The following is a 16,170-nucleotide window of genomic DNA, read 5'->3' as shown; positions in this document are numbered from 1 at the left end:
TTTCCTCCCTACACTTATACAACGAATAGGTAATAGTAAATGTATACACTTAAATGCAAATTAGTTATTAACTACGGTTTATAGTACATGATACTTCATGAATAGGAGTAATTATTTCGTTTTTTGAAATATTAAATCTTTAATGTTAAAATAAAATTTGGAGATATATGGAGAGGGGACAAGGACTCAATATGTGGATGAACTTGTAATGATTCGAAAGTAGATAGATGAATTTTTCTCTCATAAGTGAGGGTTTATTTAGCTATCTGTAAATCATGCAAGGACTGCATATTTGGCTTGTACATCCCTTTTGTAAGGATAGATGCCTATTGGGGGAAAGTTTATATCTCTTATATAAAATATGCGTCCTTTAAACTTGGAGGAGTATATGATGAACCAATTAAAAAATAAAGTAGCAGTTGTTACAGGTGTAAGTCGCCTAGACGGTATAGGAGCAGCGATTTGTAAAGAATTAGCTGAGTCTGGATACGATATCTTTTTTACGTATTGGACAGAGTATGATAAAGAGATGCCTTGGGGCGTTGAGCAAAGTGAACAAATACAATTAAAAGAAGAGTTACTAAAAAACGGTGTCAAAGTATCGAGCATGGAGTTAGATTTAACTCAGAATGATGCACCGAAAGAGCTTATAAATAAAGTTACTGAACAACTTGGATACCCTCATATATTAATTAATAATGCAGCGTATTCTACGAATAATGATTTCTCTAATTTGACTGCTGAAGAATTAGATAGGCATTATATGGTGAATATTCGTGCGACTACATTGCTCAGTAGTCAATTTGCCCGAGGATTTGATAAGAAATCTGGTGGTAGAATTGTGAATATGACTTCAGGGCAATTTCAAGGGCCTATGGTTGGAGAGCTGGCATATGCAACAACGAAGGGAGCTATTGATGCTCTTACTAGTTCGTTGTCAGCTGAGGTAGCGCATTTAGGAATAACAGTGAATGCAATTAATCCAGGTCCAACCGATACAGGCTGGATGACTGAAGAGATAAAACAAGGACTAAGACCGATGTTTCCTTTCGGCAGAATTGGTGAGCCAAAGGATGCAGCAAGGCTTATTAAGTTTTTAGTAAGCGAAGAAGCAGGGTGGATTACTGGACAAGTTATTCATTCAGAAGGTGGATTTAAAAGATAAAAAGAAGGTATCTCACCCTGGTGAGATACCTTCTTTTTTAATCTTTTTTCAGTCTTCGTGCAACACCATTCCCTAAAGACTGCAATCCTTGAACGAGGATAATTAGAATAAAGACGGTTGCATACATTACTTCAGGTTCATAGCGTAAATGTCCGAAGCGATATGCTAAGTCCCCTAGTCCGCCAGCACCTACAAGACCAGCCATTGCCGTTGCGCCGATTAAGCCAATCGTTGCAATTGTTAATCCGAGTACAAGAGAGGGACGAGCTTCTTTCACCATAACGTGCCAAATAATTTTTATAGTAGAAACACCCATCGCTTGGTAGGCTTCAATGACACCGCGATCTACTTCTAGTAAAGCTGTCTCCATTAAACGTGCGATATAAGGGGCTGTGAAGACGACAAGCGGTACGATAACACCTTGCACACCAATGGATGTTCCCATCAGAAACTTTGTGAAAGGTAAAATAAAGAATAATAGAATGATAAATGGAAGAGAGCGAATGACATTAATAACTGTATTAAGAATAGGATAGATGATTTTATTTTCATGCTGTCCACCAGGTCTCGTTAAAACAAGTGTGACACCAAGTGGCAGTGCAATAAGGATCGAGATAAGTAATGAAATAGATGTCATTTGAAATGTTTGGATTGTTGCTTCCCATATGACTTTACCCCATTCATCCAAAAAGGACTTGTTTCCCATAGTCTGTTCTACCTCCTTCTACGATGATTCCTTGCTCTTGTAAAAAGGATAAAGCACGGTTTACCTCGCTTTTTTCACCCTGCATATGAACGACAAGTTTCCCATATGCCTCATGTTTTAACTGTGTAATATTACCGGATAAAATATTCGGATATACTTGGAAACGTTTCGTAGCGACAGCTAATGCTGGCTCCCCTGAAGAATGTCCTATAAAAGAAAGTGTTACAATTTCACCAGTAGTTTGTAGTTCTTTTTGTACTTCTTCTGGAATTTTCGCTGCAAATGCGCTATTTACAAATTTCTTTGTTGTTACATGTTGTGGGTTTGTGAAAATATCTTTTATAGTCCCGCTTTCGACTACAGATCCATGTTCCATAACAGCAACGCGATCACATATACGCTGGATGACATTCATTTCATGTGTAATGAGTAAAATCGTAATTCCAATTTCTTCGTTAATCTTTAATAGCAAATCAAGGATAGAATCGGTTGTTTCTGGATCTAATGCACTCGTTGCTTCATCACTTAATAAAACTTCAGGTTCATGTGATAGTGCACGGGCAATTGCAACACGCTGTTTTTGACCACCAGAAAGTTCGCTTGGATACGCATCTTTTCGATTAAAAAGATCGACAATGCGTAAATACTTTTCTACTCTTTTTTCAATTTCCGCTTTTGGAATGCCAGCAAGGCGTAACGGTAGTGCGATATTTTCATAAACGGTAACAGTTTTGAGTAAATTGAATCCTTGAAAAATCATCCCGATTTTTTGTCTCGCTTTTGCTAGTTCTTTTGCCGATAAAGTAGTTAAGTCTTGATTGTTTACAATGATATTTCCTGTCGTTGGTTTTTCTAATAAATTTACACAGCGAATTAATGTACTTTTACCAGCGCCGCTATATCCGATGATTCCAAATACTTCGCCCTTTGCCACTTTAATAGAAGTTGATTTAAGAGCTTCGACATTCCCCTTTTTTGTTGAAAATACTTTGGAAATATTTTTTAATTCGATCATTATCGTCAGCTCCTACCAAGACGGTAAAACAGAACCATCAAATTTTTTCTCGATAAATTCTTTTACTTCTTTAGATTGATAAGCTTTCTTTAATTTATTTACAACAGCATCATCTTTATTTTCAGTACGAACAACGACCCAGTTCACATATGGTGAATCTTTTCCCTCGCGGAAAATAGAATCTTTCGCTGGACTTAACTTTGCACTTAATGCAAAGTTTGTATTGATTGCGGCTGCTTTCACTTCACTTAGTTGTGTTGGTAATTGGGATGCCTCTAATTCGACAATCTTTAATTTTTTTGGATTTTCAATTACATCTTTCGCAGTTGCCTTTTCTGTAGCCTTTGGATCAACCTTTAACACCCCTGCTTTTTCGAACAGTTTCAAAGCTCGGAGTTCATTCGTCGGATCGTTTGGTACAGCAATTGCATCGCCCTCTTTTAATTCTTTTATATCTTTTAAGCTTTTAGAATATACACCCATAGGGAATGTTACTGTTGAAAATACTTCAGTTAATTTCATATTGCGTTCGGCTTTAAATACATCCAAATAAGATTTCGTTTGATAGCTATTTACATCAAGGCTTTTTTCATCTAAAGATACGTTTGGTGCTACATAATCATTAAATACTTTTACATCAATTTCGAGACCATCTTTTGCTGCAACTTCTTTTACCTTTTCAAAAATTTGTTCGTGCGGTCCACCTGTTACACCGACAGTAATCTTTTTCTCATCTAATGCTTTGACTTCTTTATCTGAACCCCCGCTACAGGCACCTAATAGTAGTACAGCTCCACTTACAATGCTTAGTAATACTTTTTTCATCTATAATTCCCCCTTAATATACGCTCCAAAATAAAAAGCACCTCTCAAAATAAGAGAGGTGCCGAATAGACGAAATAGGTTCCTCTCTCATCTTCCAAAACGAAAATTCGTTTTGCAGGAATTAGCACCTTAGCTTATATGTTATAAGCTCGGTTGCCGGGCATCATCGGGCCAGTCCCTCCGCCACTCTTGATAAGAGTATGTGTATGTAGTTTTTTAATATGGTACTAATAGTAAATCTTACAAAAAGAATTGTCAATGTTATTTTCAGAAAATATTTTATTTTATGGTAATCGAAACATTCCCTTTTTTACGCCCTGTCTCTACGTACATATGGGCTTCTGAAATTTCTTCTAACGGGTAAGTTCTATCAATAACGGGCTTTAAATCTTCTGTTTCAGTTAGTCTTTTTAGTAGAAACATATCTTCTTTACTTACTTTTGCCATCATGCCATTAACAGATACATATATACCAGTAGGCGTTAATACCTTTTTTCCAAGGGATTTATTATGTTTTCCAACTGCATCAAATATAATATCATAGCATTCTCCCTGCTTAGTAAAATCTTCTTTCGTATAATCGATTACTTTATCCGCCCCTAAAGATTGCACTAGTTCAAAATTTAAATGACTACAAACAGCTGTAACGGTTGCACCGAAATATTTAGCAAGTTGTACAGCAGCTGTTCCTACTGATCCAGATGCGCCGTATATTAGCACTTGTTGCCCCTTTTTTATACGGGCCTTTCTTAAGAAGTGTAGTGCCGAAGTTCCGCCAAAGGGAATAACTGCTGCTTCCTCATACGTTACGTTATACGGCTTTAATGCTATTAATCCACTTTCATGTACACATGTATATTCTGCATAACCACCGACATTAAGCTCTGTTAATGCAAAAACGTGGTCTCCTTTTTTAAATAGAGTTACATCCGTTCCAATTTCTTCGATTTCTCCGGATAATTCTACGCCGAGTATAGGTTTTCTCGGTTTTTTTAAACCTAATATAATCCGCATAGGAATCCAAAATAAGGGTGGGCTATTAAAACCACGTATTCTACAATCTCCAGTCGTTACACTTGTTGCATGAATTTTAACTAATACTTCGTTTTTTTTAGGTGTAGGTTTTTCTACATTTTGGAGCTTTAGAACATTAGGTGGTCCATACTTTGTGCAAATAATCGCTTTCATAATGACCTCCTGAAATTAGTTGTTTTCTTTACATCATATTTGAAATTTTCCTCAAACATGTTGTTATATAGTGAATAAATTTAAGGAGAAATATTACGAATTATATGGATTTCGTAGGAAAAGGGATGATATGATTTTGGAAGGAGGGGACGTTATGAAGAAACTTATTTTAATTTCAAGCTTAGTACTTACAGTCGGTCTAGGAGTAGGGTGTAGTAATGAGAAAACGACAAAAACTGATGAACCGAAGAAAGAATCAGTTCAGAAAGAAAAGGAAGTAGCAGCAAAGGATGTTTTCAAGAAAGCGAATGACGCTTTTAAAAATGAAGAAAATGTAACGATGACATATGATGTGGGGATAAAAGCTGAAGGAACAGAGATGAATGTAATGAAGGCGAAAATGCAATTAGAGCCGAAGAAAAAGAATTCTCGTTCTGAAATGAATGTTTCTGGTACCGATATTGTAGTTTATACGGTAGATGGTAAAGTTGCCGGTCAGGTGAAAAATCCTAATACAGGAGAAGTTATATCTGTACCGGAGGAGCAATTAAATGCGGGCGGAATGAAAGCAACGCAAGATATTGTAGATAATTTAGAAGTGCCAGCAGTAGTTTTAGATAAAATGAAGATGGAGAAAAGCGGGGATAAATATAAACTGAAGTTCACATTAAAAGGGCAAGAAACAGAAAGTATGTTAACTAGCATGGATGAAACGCAGAAGAAAATGTTACAAGCACAAAATGCAAAGATAACAGAAGTGAATGCAGAATATATTATTACAAAAGATTTTAAATATGAATTAGCAAAGATAGATATGATTATGAGCGGTAATGGTACAGATAAAGCACATATTACGACTGATGCAAAATTTACATCGTACGAAAAGTTTGAACCGATACAGCTGCCAGCAGCAAAGTGATAGTCTTGATGAGAGAGGGACCTGAAACAAGTGGGCCCTCTCTTTTTTGTTAATATTTTCTTCTTAGAAAAATAGGTACAATATGAAGAGGAAGAACGTTAGAAGAGGAGAGTGCCATTTGAAAAAAAGAAAGATAGTAGTTGTCGTTTTAGCGTATACGGTGTTGTTAACAGCATCTATACATACATATAAAAAACAACTCGATCATCCTATTATGAGTGATGTAGGTAAATTGCTTCCGACAAAAATAAAACGTGTTGAAAGTGCTACAGAGGAGGAGTCGTTAATAAAATTAGTGCGAGATGCAAAAGTTTCAGGAGAGAAGATCTCTATTGCAGGTATGCAACATAGCCAAGGCGGACAGACGTATTATCCGAACGGTACGATGCTTGATATGAAAGGATATAGCGAAATATTAGAGTTTGATCCAGAGAAAAAGAGGATTAGGGTACAAAGCGGTGTTACATGGAATGATATTCAAAAGAAAATAAATCCATATGGTCTTGCGGTTCAGGTAATGCAGTCGCAAAATATTTTTACGGTTGGAGGTTCATTAAGTGTTAATGTACATGGTCGTGATATTCGTCATGAAGCATTGATTGATACAGTTGAATCATTTCGACTATTAATGGCAGATGGCACTGTACGTAATGTAAGTAGAGAAGAAAATGCAGATTTATTTCCTTATGTTATCGGCGGTTACGGGTTATTTGGTGTCATTTTAGATGTGACCTTAAAGTTAACAGATGATGAATTATATGAAATGCACACGAAAATGCTAGATTATAAAGAATACACGTCTTATTTCAAAGAGAAAGTGAAAAAAGATGAAAATGTTCGTATGCACTTAGCACGTATTTCTGTCGCTCCACATTCATTTTTAAAAGAAATGTATGTGACAGATTATGTATTGGCAGAAAGTCAACAGAAGCTGGAAGAGTACAGTGAGCTAAAAGAAGAAAATATTATAGCTGCACCGAAATTTTTGCTTGGATTATCACGTTATAGTGATTGGGGGAAGAATACATTTTGGGATATACAAAGAAGTTATTTTGAACGTACAGACGGACAGTTTGAGACACGAAATAATGTTATGAGGTCAGATAGTGCTTTTATGGAATATGAAAATCCGAACCGTACAGAAGTGTTACAAGAATACTTTGTTCCTATAGAGTCCTTCACGGAATATATAGATGATTTACGTACCATATTAAGTGAAGAAGAGCTGAATTTGCTCAATATTACGATTCGTTACGTGGAAAAGAATGAAAATGCAGTTTTATCCTATGCGAAAGATGATATGTTTGCGTTAGTTCTTTTAATTAATCAAGGGCGCTCTGAAAATGAGGTAAAGAAAACAGAAGATATCATTCGGAAGATGATCGATGTTACTTTAAAATATCACGGTAGTTACTATTTGCCGTATTATTCTTATCCAACGAAAGATCAGTTAAAGAAAGCATATCCTCGTATAGAAGAATTTATTCAGAAGAAAAAGGACATAGATCCAGAAGAGAGATTTGTGAATTTATTTTATAGGGAGTATACGAAATGACATATAGAAGATTTGTAGCCTCACAAAGCATGATTATGATGGCGGGAAGTATGGTATTTCCTTTTTACATTTTACTGCTTCGAAATGTTGGAAATAGCTTCTCGCAGTTTGGATGGGCTTATGGCTTATTTGCTTTAACTGCAGCACTTGTATATCCATTAGTTGGAAAGGTGTCGGATAGAGTAGGAGATAGAAAATTATTAATCATATACGCTTGGTCTATGGCAATAGTAATGCTTTGTTTTCCAATTGCGAGTGAAGTTTGGCATGTATATATTCTTCAAATTGTAATGGGGGTTTTAGGTGCTGTGCAGCGTAATACAGAAAAAACATCATTAGCACGAAAGGTTGCGCAGGAAAAGGCTGGTTATGAGATTGGAAAATATCATGTGTGGACATCGATTGGCGGGGCAGTAGCGATTATTGCAACTGGATATTTAGTAGATTTCTTTACAATTGGTACAATTTTTTACATTGCATCTATCTTATATGTAGTGAGCGGCGTTGTATTAAGTAGTAAAAAAGCATAATAATTCCCATTTTTACCTGATTAACCTTTATTTGTTATACTGAAAGGGAAAATAAAAGAAAAGGGGACATTGCCTTTGATGAAATTTTTAGTTTTAGCTATTCTCACTTTGTTTTTGATTCCATGGACACGAAGCGGTAGTAATAAACTTCGAGCGGTGGATAAGAAAGGGGATGAGAAGGTTGTAAAGGGTAAGAAATCATCCATTTTAGTTATCCCTATTTTATTTTGGATAGGTATAGCAATCTATGAATATCTTTGGTTAATTGATGATCGAGTAGATTCGATTCTTACTCATTATTCTGTTGCAGTAGCAATTTTAATTGGGCTTGTTTTATTTTCACAAGATAAGATAGGGAAATTAGAAGGTACGTTAAAGGGACTTCTAATGTTGATTTTACTAGCAAGTTACGGCTATTTTGGTTATTTGCATGATATAGTAATCACGCAAACGAAATATGATTCGGTTGTTAAGATAGAGAAAGAGATTTCGGAGCCATTTACTGAAAACGATCAGCCGTTTACAGTACCGCCAAAGACAGCGGAGAATAAGATGAAAAAAGTATTTGGGGATATTCCGAAAGTAGCTTATTTTGAGCTAGGAGAATTAACGCCACAAATGGTAAATGGTGAGGCTTTATATGTAGCGCCAATTGAAGTTTCAGGATTTTTTAAAGCACGTAAAGCTGAAACAATCCCAGGGTACGTAACGATGTCAGGTACGAATCCTGATGCCGAGGCGAAACTGCATCTCGGTTATAAAATGAAATACGTGCCAAGCATGTTCTTCGGTAATAATTTAGAGCGTGTTGTAAGGCAAGCGGAACCAAATTTAATCTTTAAAGGGAAACCTAAATTTGAAGTTGATGATAAAGGGAAACCATATTATACAATGACGTATGGTGAATTTATTTCAGGAAGATCTGGATTTGAGGTAGAGGGTGTTGTCGTAGTAGATGCACAAACAGGCGAAGTAAAAAGATACGATAAAGGAAAGGCACCTAAGTTTGTTGATGGCGTATTAAATCATGAGACTGCATCTACGTTAAATACGTACTTTGGTAAATATATTCACGGATTTTGGAATACGAAATTCTCGCAAACCGATATGAAGATTCCGACTGAGTGGGGGACAAAAGAAGGAGTCACACCGATCTTCGGTAAGGATGGAACTCTATATTACTTTACTGATTTCACCTCTCCGAAAGAAGGAGTAGATTCTGCGTTAGGTTACTCACTCATTGATGCGCGTACAGGTAAGTTGTATTATTATAACGGCAAAGAAGTAAAGGGAATTATGGATGGTTCAGCGGCTTCAGAAGTAGTGGATAATTCCTTTAAGAGAGAGAAATGGCACGGAACGATGCCAGTTATTTATAACGTGTACGGTAAACCTTCTTGGATTGTACCTGTTATTGATGACGGCGGATTAGTACGTGCTCATACTGTCATATATGCTTCTAATGCGAAAGTATTTGCAACTGGTTCGACGCAAAAAGAAGCGCTTGAGAATTATAAAAATGCGCTGAGTGGAAGTGGAGATTCATTTAGACCGACTTCAAGTGGAAAAGAAGCACAAAAAGAAGGCGTTGTACAACGTGTATATAAAGAAAAATCAGGTGAAAATACAATCGTGTACGTACTGTTAGAGAATGAACAAAAAGTATTTATGATACCTGTGAAGAAATTCCCATATGCTATGTTTACAGAAGTGGGAGATCCAATTCAAATCACATATTTAGATACAGGAGAGGCGATGTCTTCCGTATCTAAATTTACAAATAGTAATTTGAACAAGTAAAGCGATAGAGATTCTATCGCTTTTTTTACAGAATTAAACAGGGAAATGCGCTATACTTGACGTATGTTTATGTTGTAACTATAATTGTTACGATTTAGTATGTATAGGAAAGGGTGAACGGAAAAAGTGAATGGAGTTAATCAGGAAATATATAAGCCTGTAAAGACAAACAGGTTATGGATGATCCTTGTGTTAGGGACACTTACGGCGATTGGGCCATTATCTATCGATATGTATTTGCCTTCTTTACCGAAATTAACAGATGATTTACAAACGGGTGCATCCCTTGCGCAGCTTACATTGACAGCCTGTTTGCTTGGGCTTTCAGTAGGACAATTATTTGTCGGTTCGATTAGTGATATTTACGGAAGGCGCAAACCTCTTATTATTGCACTTATTATTTATGTAGCTTCTTCTTTACTTTGTGCTGTTGCACCATCTATTTGGAGTTTAGTTCTTTTACGTTTCTTACAAGGTGCTTCAGGGTCTGCTGGTATTGTTATATCACGTGCAATGGTACGTGATATGTACTCAGGTTCTGAAATGACGAAGTTTTTCTCGCTGCTCATGTTAGTAAATGGGGCAGCACCTATTTTGGCGCCGATTATTGGAGGACAGTTGTTACAGTTCACAACATGGCGCGGTGTCTTTATCGTTCTTGGAGCGATTAGTGTATTCATGTTAATATCAGCTATTTTCGTATTACGTGAAACATTACCTCCTGAAGAAAGAGAAACAGGTGGTTTGTCAGGGACATTGGCGACATATGGGAAACTTCTAAAAGATCGTTTGTTTATGGGATATGCATTGTCACAAGGATTAGTAACAGCGGCAATGTTTGCTTACATTTCGGGATCACCATTTGTATTGCAGAACATATACGGAGCATCACCACAGCAATTTAGTTTATTCTTTGCGATTAACGGTATCGGTATTATTATTGCTAGTCAGGTAACGGGTCGTTTAGCGGGGAAAGTGAATGAGAAGACATTATTTGTTGCTGGTATTATTATTGCAGCTGTTGGTGGCTTATCTTTACTACTGACAATCGTACTAGGAATAGGTTTAATTGGTGTTTTATGTTCATTATTCCTTGTTGTATCAAGTGTCGGGGTTGTATCAACAACTGGTTTCTCTTTAGCGATGAGAAATCAAAAACAAGCTGCAGGAACCGCATCTGCTTTATTAGGCTTATTACAGTTCATTTCAGGAGCACTTGTTGCACCGCTAGTAGGTATTGGTGGAAGTAACACCGCATTACCGATGGGTGTTGTGATAGCCCTTTGTGAAATCGGTGCGGTACTATGCTATTTATTTATGGCAAGAAGAAGTGAAAAGCAGTTTGAACTGCAACAAAAACAAAATGTAGAAGCTTAATAAAAAGGGCTGATTCAAAGGGAATATTTGAATCAGCCCTTTTTTTATTTTTTTGAAATAACTCCTATCTATTTGTAAGTTGATAGAGTAAAGTGATGCAAAAGTTATTCGCATAAAGTGACGATACTGTGACAAAAATGTTGGTATATATATTACGATATCGTCTTAAGTGTAAAAAGTAGGATGTTCTCGGTATAATAACAAGTGGAGATAAAAGAAACTATAATGAGTAATAGCTGTAGATAAAAGGAGAATTAGAGATGAAGAAGGTTTTGAGTATTGCTGTAATGGGAAGTATGATCCTTCTAGCAGGATGTAATGGAAATAAAGATACGAAAGAACCAAAAGAAAAGGTAGAGCAGTCCACTGAGCAAACAGAAGAGATGAAAGAATACCGTGCAGTACATGAAAAATATGATTTGAAAATGAATAAAGAAATTAATAAAGCGTTGCAGTTATTTGAAGTGGCAAAAGAAAAGGGTGGTAAGGAAATAACGAATGCTACATATAAAGAAGACGTGCAAAAGATAACAACGAGCATGTTAGAAGATATTGATCATATACGTAAAGAAATTCGTGTTCCAAAATCGAAAGAGGAAGAACATGAGTTATATGTTGGCTTCTTAAATGAATCGGAACAAGCGATGAAAAAATTACAGAAGTTAGCTAAAGATGAAGATTCATCATTGATTCGTGATATAGAAATTAACTTTGCAACAGCATCGACATACTATAAACGTTTTCAAACAGAAGCGAAAAAATAACCTTGCGTGTGCAAGGTTATTTTTTCTTCTTACCATCTCCGTCTTCATCTTCGCATACTAACACTCTCTGCTCTTCGTGAAATTCGGAAATAGTTTGTCCGGTAATATTATCAAAGGGTGTGTAAAAAGAGGTGATGCTTTTCTTTTTAATGAAAAGTTTATAAAATCCAATGAGAACAAGGATGACGATTGTTAACGGTAATCCTATAGTTGCCAGCAGTAAGGGATCCATCTTATAACTCCTTTAATATAATTTCTTTTTATTATAAGCGAAAAAATGCGATTTAGATAAATGGACCTATTAAAAACTGATTTTTCTAAATATATCCAATTTTATTGACTTTTCATTTTTTCAGAATTATAATTCGAAATATACAATTTGAACCAAATAATAATATAGCAATTTACTTATCCAGAGAGGTAGAGGGACTGGCCCTATGACACCTCAGCAGCGGGTTCTGTAACAGGAACACCGTGCTAATTCCAGCAAGCAAGTCTTGAAAGATAAGTGATGGGCCTTCGTTTATTAAGCCTTGATCTTATTTTTTAAGATCAAGGCTTTTTGTATTCTAAAAAGAGAAAAGGGAGTAATGGGAAAAGTACATGGATAAAACAAAGTAAATTTATGAGTTTAGGGGGTTATTGGAGTGTATGTTGTTAAAAAACTATCAGTTATGGTATTTACACTATGGATTATTACAACAGTAACATTTTTGATTATGCACATTATCCCAGGTGATCCATTTTCATCGGATGCAAAGATCTTTCCAGCAGAAGTTGTGCAGAATATGAGAGCAAAGTATCACCTTGATGAACCGTTATGGAATCAATATGTTGCATATTTAGATGGCGTAGTTCATTTTGATTTTGGTGAATCGGTTCAATCAACCGGACAAGGCGTATCAGAAATAATCACAACTGGCTTTGGTCCATCAGCAATTATTGGTCTACAAGCACTTGTTATTTCGTTGCTAGTCGGAATTGCTGCAGGTACATTTGCTGCTCTCTATCATGGGAGGGTAATTGATTATGGTGTGAGTTTACTTGCAATCCTTGGTATTTCTATTCCGAGTTTTATTTTAGCACCACTATTTATACAAGTATTCGCTATTCAATTTGAGCTCTTACCAGTAGCCTCTTGGGGAACATTCGAACATACGGTATTGCCATCCTTTGCATTAGCATTAGGGCCAATCGCGGTTATTACAAGGTTTGTGCGTTCTAATATGATTGAAGTATTGCAGAGCGATTATATTAAATTAGCAAGAGCGAAAGGTATACCAATTAAGAAGATTATTATAAGGCATGCCCTTCGAAATGCAATTGTTCCAGTACTAACGTTTGTTGGACCGTTAATGGCTGGACTTTTAACAGGTACTTTCATTATTGAAAAGATCTTTGCAATTCCTGGTCTTGGAAAATATTTTGTAGACAGTATTTTTAACAGGGATTATCCGGTGATTATGGGAACGACAATTTTCTATAGTGCATTATTAATTTCTTGTATTTTCATTACAGATATTATTCATCGTATTGTTGATCCGCGTATTCGTTCTATTACGTAAGGAGGGGGGCATATTTAAATGGGAGCTTATGAAATCAATAAACAGTTATTAACGAATGAAGAGAAAAAAGAATTAACGATAAATAAAGAGCAGCAAACGATTAGCCAGAAAAAAGAAGTGTTTCGTAAATTTGTATCAAATCCAATCGCGGTTCTAGGGACGGTGACATTATTACTTATTATTATTTTCTCCCTTATTGGTGAAAGTTTAACCCCTTTCACTGCAAGTGAACAAATAAAAGAGGCGACAAACTTACCACCTAGTAGTGAGCATTGGTTTGGAACAGATGATTTAGGTAGAGATATTTGGGCACGTACTTGGGCCGGTGGGAAAATCTCACTAGTAGTTGGATTAGTAGCAGCTGTTCTTGATATAGGACTGGGTGTACTGATCGGAGGATTTAGTGGATATGTGAGAGGGCGTAATCGCCTTGGTACGTTAATTGATGAGTGGATTATAAGAGGGATTGAAGTATTATACGGTATCCCATATTTATTAATTGTTATTTTACTATTAATCATTATGAAACCAGGACTTTTTACAATTATCATTGCCCTTGCATTAACAGGATGGATAGGTATGGCACGTCTTGTTAGGGCGCAAGTCTTATCTTTGAAGCAAAGAGAATTTGTTATTGCAGCGGAGCGATTAGGCACATCGCATATGAAAATTATATACGGACATATCATTCCGAACTTAACTGGCATTATTATCGTGAATTTATCATTTACAATTCCAGCAGCTATTTTCTCAGAATCATTTTTGAGCTTTATCGGACTGGGGGTACAATCACCAGCAGCAAGCTGGGGGACGATGACAAATGATGCGCTTGGGACATTATTGAGCGGGGAGTGGTGGCAACTATTTTTCCCATCGCTGATGATCGCGCTCATCATGTTCGCATTTAATGCAATTGGTGATGGTTTGCAAGATGCAATTGATCCAAAAATCGTAAAACGAAATCGAAAGGAGAAAAAACATGGGACAGCTCTTATCTTTAGAAAACGTAACGTTAGCCGTTGAAAAAGAGAATAGTAAGCAAGCAATTGTGAAGCATGTTTCCTTTTCTATTAGCGAAGGTGAAATAGTTGCACTTGTAGGAGAAAGTGGTTCAGGGAAAAGTGTTACAGCACAATCCATTATCGGTTTAAATCAAGAATCTATTCATATCGATGATGGAAGCATTCTTTTTCAATCTCAAGGATTAACGAATTTACAAGAATCAGAATGGAATCAAATTCGAGGGAAAGATATTTCATTCATCTTTCAAGACCCGTTGTCCTCTTTAAACCCGACGATGAAGGTAGGAAGACAAATTACAGAAGTAATTTTGCAACATGAGAAAAAATCGAAAAGAGAAGCAAAGAAAATAGCGATTAACTTGTTAACAGATTTAGGGATACATGAACCGGAGAAACGCTTTGAACAGTACCCACATCAATTAAGCGGAGGCATGAGGCAACGTATTTGTTTAGCAATTGCATTTGCTTGCCACCCAAAGCTCGTTATTGCGGATGAACCTACGACAGCATTAGACGTAACAATTCAAAAGCAAATTATGGAGTTATTAAAGGAAAGAAAGGAAAAGCAAAATACGAGTATTTTATTAATTACTCACGATTTGGCACTTGTACGTGAAGTAGCGGATCGAGTAGTTGTGATGTATGGGGGACGTGTTGTTGAAAAAGGAACGATAGAGGAAGTGATAGGTTCTCCTAAACATCCATACACGAAAAGCTTATTACAAGCAATTCCGAATATGGATGATTCCGAAAAAGTATTACGTGCAATCGAAGGAACGACACCTTCTATTGAAACATTAAATAGCTTTGGCTGCCCTTTTGTCAATCGTTGCCCAGTAGCGATAAAAGAATGTATTCATCGTTTCCCGGAGAGAACAACATATTCTAGGGAGCATAGCTCACATTGCTGGCAGCATGTTCTGGAGCATGATAAAGCGAGATCAAAAGAGGAGGTGAATGCTTTATGACGACAGATTTAATTACTGTAAAGCAAGTAACGAAAACATATGGAAGTAAAAATAAAGAAATCGCAGCGTTAAAAGATATATCACTTTCTATCTCGAAAGGAACAACGCTTGGCATTATTGGTGAAAGTGGTTCAGGAAAAACAACACTTGGAAAGCTCATAGCTGGGATTGAGAGTCCAACGTCTGGTGAAATTGATTATAACGGTCAAGTTGTTCACAAGTTGAAGGCAGCTCATAAGCGTGATTTCTTACAGAAAGTACAGTTTATTTTTCAAGATTCCACAGCAGCATTAAATCCGCGCTGGAAAGTACGCGATAGCGTAACTGAAGGTTATATTTCATTCGGACTCGGTGATAAAGGATTGAAAGATAAAGTAGCAGGCGATGCGCTAGAGCGTGTTGGATTAGATAGACGATATATTGATCGCTATCCACATGAATTTAGCGGGGGACAACGTCAACGTATTGCTATTGCAAGAGCGTTATTGTGTGAGCCAGAAGTATTGATCCTTGATGAACCAATTTCAGCATTAGATGTTTCATTGCAAATTCAAATTGTACATTTGCTGCAAAAAATTCAAAAGGAGCAAGGCTATACATATTTATTTATCGCACATGATTTACCGATGGTTCACTATTTATGTGAAAAAGTGGCTGTCCTATATAAAGGAGAACTTGTTGAATTTGGAAATACGGACGAAGTATTCCGTAATCCACAACATTCTTATACAAAAACATTATTAGCATCAACACCAAAAATTTCAGTTTAAA

Annotated in this window: 16 protein-coding genes and 2 riboswitches; of the genes, 11 read left to right on the top strand and 5 right to left on the bottom strand. The window is 36.4% G+C overall.

Features of this window, described 5'->3' with window-relative positions; translation table 11 throughout:
* The first annotated feature begins 388 nt into the window (after positions 1-388).
* A complete protein-coding gene (locus DN410_RS14030; RefSeq protein WP_149176958.1) occupies positions 389-1,165 on the top strand; it encodes an SDR family oxidoreductase in 777 nt (258 codons plus the stop codon).
* A 37-nt stretch (positions 1,166-1,202) separates the two neighbouring features.
* On the opposite strand, the gene DN410_RS14025 is transcribed toward DN410_RS14030, so the two are convergent.
* The 4 genes from DN410_RS14025 to DN410_RS14010 all read right to left on the bottom strand — a co-directional run bounded on the left by DN410_RS14025 (position 1,203) and on the right by DN410_RS14010 (position 4,899).
* Positions 1,203-1,871 carry a methionine ABC transporter permease gene (locus DN410_RS14025; protein ID WP_048534860.1) on the bottom strand — a complete coding sequence of 223 codons (669 nt, stop codon included), beginning with the start codon at positions 1,869-1,871 and terminating at the stop codon, positions 1,203-1,205.
* On the bottom strand, positions 1,846-2,886 hold the full coding sequence (locus tag DN410_RS14020) for a methionine ABC transporter ATP-binding protein (RefSeq protein ID WP_149176957.1): 1,041 nt from the start codon (positions 2,884-2,886) through the stop codon (positions 1,846-1,848). The genes DN410_RS14025 and DN410_RS14020 overlap by 26 nt, the downstream gene beginning before the upstream one ends.
* Before the next feature lie 12 nt (positions 2,887-2,898).
* The gene (locus DN410_RS14015; RefSeq protein ID WP_149176956.1) at positions 2,899-3,711 is read right to left on the bottom strand and encodes a MetQ/NlpA family ABC transporter substrate-binding protein; all 813 of its coding nucleotides are present in this window, start codon (positions 3,709-3,711) and stop codon (positions 2,899-2,901) included.
* A gap of 84 nt (positions 3,712-3,795) precedes the next feature.
* Positions 3,796-3,910: riboswitch (SAM riboswitch) on the bottom strand.
* 80 nt (positions 3,911-3,990) lie between these two features.
* On the bottom strand, positions 3,991-4,899 hold the full coding sequence (locus DN410_RS14010; protein WP_149176955.1) for an NAD(P)-dependent alcohol dehydrogenase: 909 nt from the start codon (positions 4,897-4,899) through the stop codon (positions 3,991-3,993).
* A gap of 154 nt (positions 4,900-5,053) precedes the next feature.
* Between DN410_RS14010 and DN410_RS14005 the strand changes: the two genes are divergently transcribed.
* From DN410_RS14005 to DN410_RS13980, 6 genes are all read left to right on the top strand, one after another.
* Complete coding sequence (locus DN410_RS14005) at positions 5,054-5,818, top strand: DUF6612 family protein (protein WP_149176954.1); 765 nt, start codon at positions 5,054-5,056, stop codon at positions 5,816-5,818.
* A gap of 118 nt (positions 5,819-5,936) precedes the next feature.
* Positions 5,937-7,373, top strand: coding sequence for an FAD-binding oxidoreductase (locus DN410_RS14000; protein ID WP_149176953.1), 1,437 nt, complete (start codon positions 5,937-5,939; stop codon positions 7,371-7,373).
* Positions 7,370-7,903 (top strand): MFS transporter, encoded by a 534-nt coding sequence (locus DN410_RS13995; protein WP_149176952.1) that lies wholly within the window; start codon positions 7,370-7,372, stop codon positions 7,901-7,903. Before DN410_RS14000 ends, DN410_RS13995 begins: the two co-directional genes overlap by 4 nt.
* A 78-nt stretch (positions 7,904-7,981) precedes the next feature.
* Positions 7,982-9,703 carry a DUF3981 domain-containing protein gene (locus DN410_RS13990; RefSeq protein WP_149176969.1) on the top strand — a complete coding sequence of 574 codons (1,722 nt, stop codon included), beginning with the start codon at positions 7,982-7,984 and terminating at the stop codon, positions 9,701-9,703.
* 126 nt (positions 9,704-9,829) lie between these two features.
* Positions 9,830-11,080, top strand: a complete 1,251-nt coding sequence (locus DN410_RS13985) for a multidrug effflux MFS transporter (RefSeq protein ID WP_149176951.1) — start codon at positions 9,830-9,832, stop codon at positions 11,078-11,080.
* Between the two features lie 260 nt (positions 11,081-11,340).
* Positions 11,341-11,844, top strand: coding sequence for a hypothetical protein (locus DN410_RS13980; RefSeq protein ID WP_149176950.1), 504 nt, complete (start codon positions 11,341-11,343; stop codon positions 11,842-11,844).
* 16 nt (positions 11,845-11,860) lie between these two features.
* Here the strand turns inward: DN410_RS13980 and DN410_RS13975 are convergent, their stop codons facing one another.
* A complete protein-coding gene (locus DN410_RS13975) occupies positions 11,861-12,076 on the bottom strand; it encodes a DUF3951 domain-containing protein (protein WP_149176949.1) in 216 nt (71 codons plus the stop codon).
* A 173-nt stretch (positions 12,077-12,249) separates the two neighbouring features.
* Positions 12,250-12,355: riboswitch (SAM riboswitch) on the top strand.
* A 136-nt stretch (positions 12,356-12,491) separates the two neighbouring features.
* Here DN410_RS13975 and DN410_RS13970 point away from each other — a divergent pair.
* Genes DN410_RS13970 through DN410_RS13955 form a run of 4 tightly spaced genes read left to right on the top strand, consistent with a single transcriptional unit; the run spans position 12,492 to position 16,169 of the window.
* On the top strand, positions 12,492-13,409 hold the full coding sequence (locus DN410_RS13970) for an ABC transporter permease (protein WP_149176948.1): 918 nt from the start codon (positions 12,492-12,494) through the stop codon (positions 13,407-13,409).
* Between the two features lie 18 nt (positions 13,410-13,427).
* Positions 13,428-14,432 (top strand): ABC transporter permease, encoded by a 1,005-nt coding sequence (locus DN410_RS13965; protein ID WP_149176947.1) that lies wholly within the window; start codon positions 13,428-13,430, stop codon positions 14,430-14,432.
* The gene (locus tag DN410_RS13960; protein WP_149176946.1) at positions 14,389-15,399 is read left to right on the top strand and encodes an ABC transporter ATP-binding protein; all 1,011 of its coding nucleotides are present in this window, start codon (positions 14,389-14,391) and stop codon (positions 15,397-15,399) included. Before DN410_RS13965 ends, DN410_RS13960 begins: the two co-directional genes overlap by 44 nt.
* A complete protein-coding gene (locus tag DN410_RS13955) occupies positions 15,396-16,169 on the top strand; it encodes an ABC transporter ATP-binding protein (RefSeq protein ID WP_149176945.1) in 774 nt (257 codons plus the stop codon). The genes DN410_RS13960 and DN410_RS13955 overlap by 4 nt, the downstream gene beginning before the upstream one ends.
* Position 16,170 lies beyond the last annotated feature (1 nt).

This window comes from Bacillus sp. SH5-2, assembly GCF_008368905.1.
GTDB classification, from domain to species: Bacteria; Bacillota; Bacilli; order Bacillales; family Bacillaceae_G; genus Bacillus_A; species Bacillus_A luti.
Note: the sequence above shows the minus strand (reverse complement) of the source record. Positions and strands in the feature narration are given on the sequence as shown.

Coding starts and splice junctions, on each gene's coding strand:
- DN410_RS14030 (WP_149176958.1), top strand. CDS start 389: ATGATGAACCAATTAAAAAATAAAGTAGCAGTTGTTACAGGTGTAAGT.
- DN410_RS14015 (WP_149176956.1), bottom strand. CDS start 3,711: ATGAAAAAAGTATTACTAAGCATTGTAAGTGGAGCTGTACTACTATTA.
- DN410_RS14025 (WP_048534860.1), bottom strand. CDS start 1,871: ATGGGAAACAAGTCCTTTTTGGATGAATGGGGTAAAGTCATATGGGAA.
- DN410_RS13980 (WP_149176950.1), top strand. CDS start 11,341: ATGAAGAAGGTTTTGAGTATTGCTGTAATGGGAAGTATGATCCTTCTA.
- DN410_RS13960 (WP_149176946.1), top strand. CDS start 14,389: ATGGGACAGCTCTTATCTTTAGAAAACGTAACGTTAGCCGTTGAAAAA.
- DN410_RS13965 (WP_149176947.1), top strand. CDS start 13,428: ATGGGAGCTTATGAAATCAATAAACAGTTATTAACGAATGAAGAGAAA.
- DN410_RS13955 (WP_149176945.1), top strand. CDS start 15,396: ATGACGACAGATTTAATTACTGTAAAGCAAGTAACGAAAACATATGGA.
- DN410_RS14020 (WP_149176957.1), bottom strand. CDS start 2,886: ATGATCGAATTAAAAAATATTTCCAAAGTATTTTCAACAAAAAAGGGG.
- DN410_RS13990 (WP_149176969.1), top strand. CDS start 7,982: ATGAAATTTTTAGTTTTAGCTATTCTCACTTTGTTTTTGATTCCATGG.
- DN410_RS13995 (WP_149176952.1), top strand. CDS start 7,370: ATGACATATAGAAGATTTGTAGCCTCACAAAGCATGATTATGATGGCG.
- DN410_RS14010 (WP_149176955.1), bottom strand. CDS start 4,899: ATGAAAGCGATTATTTGCACAAAGTATGGACCACCTAATGTTCTAAAG.
- DN410_RS13975 (WP_149176949.1), bottom strand. CDS start 12,076: ATGGATCCCTTACTGCTGGCAACTATAGGATTACCGTTAACAATCGTC.
- DN410_RS14005 (WP_149176954.1), top strand. CDS start 5,054: ATGAAGAAACTTATTTTAATTTCAAGCTTAGTACTTACAGTCGGTCTA.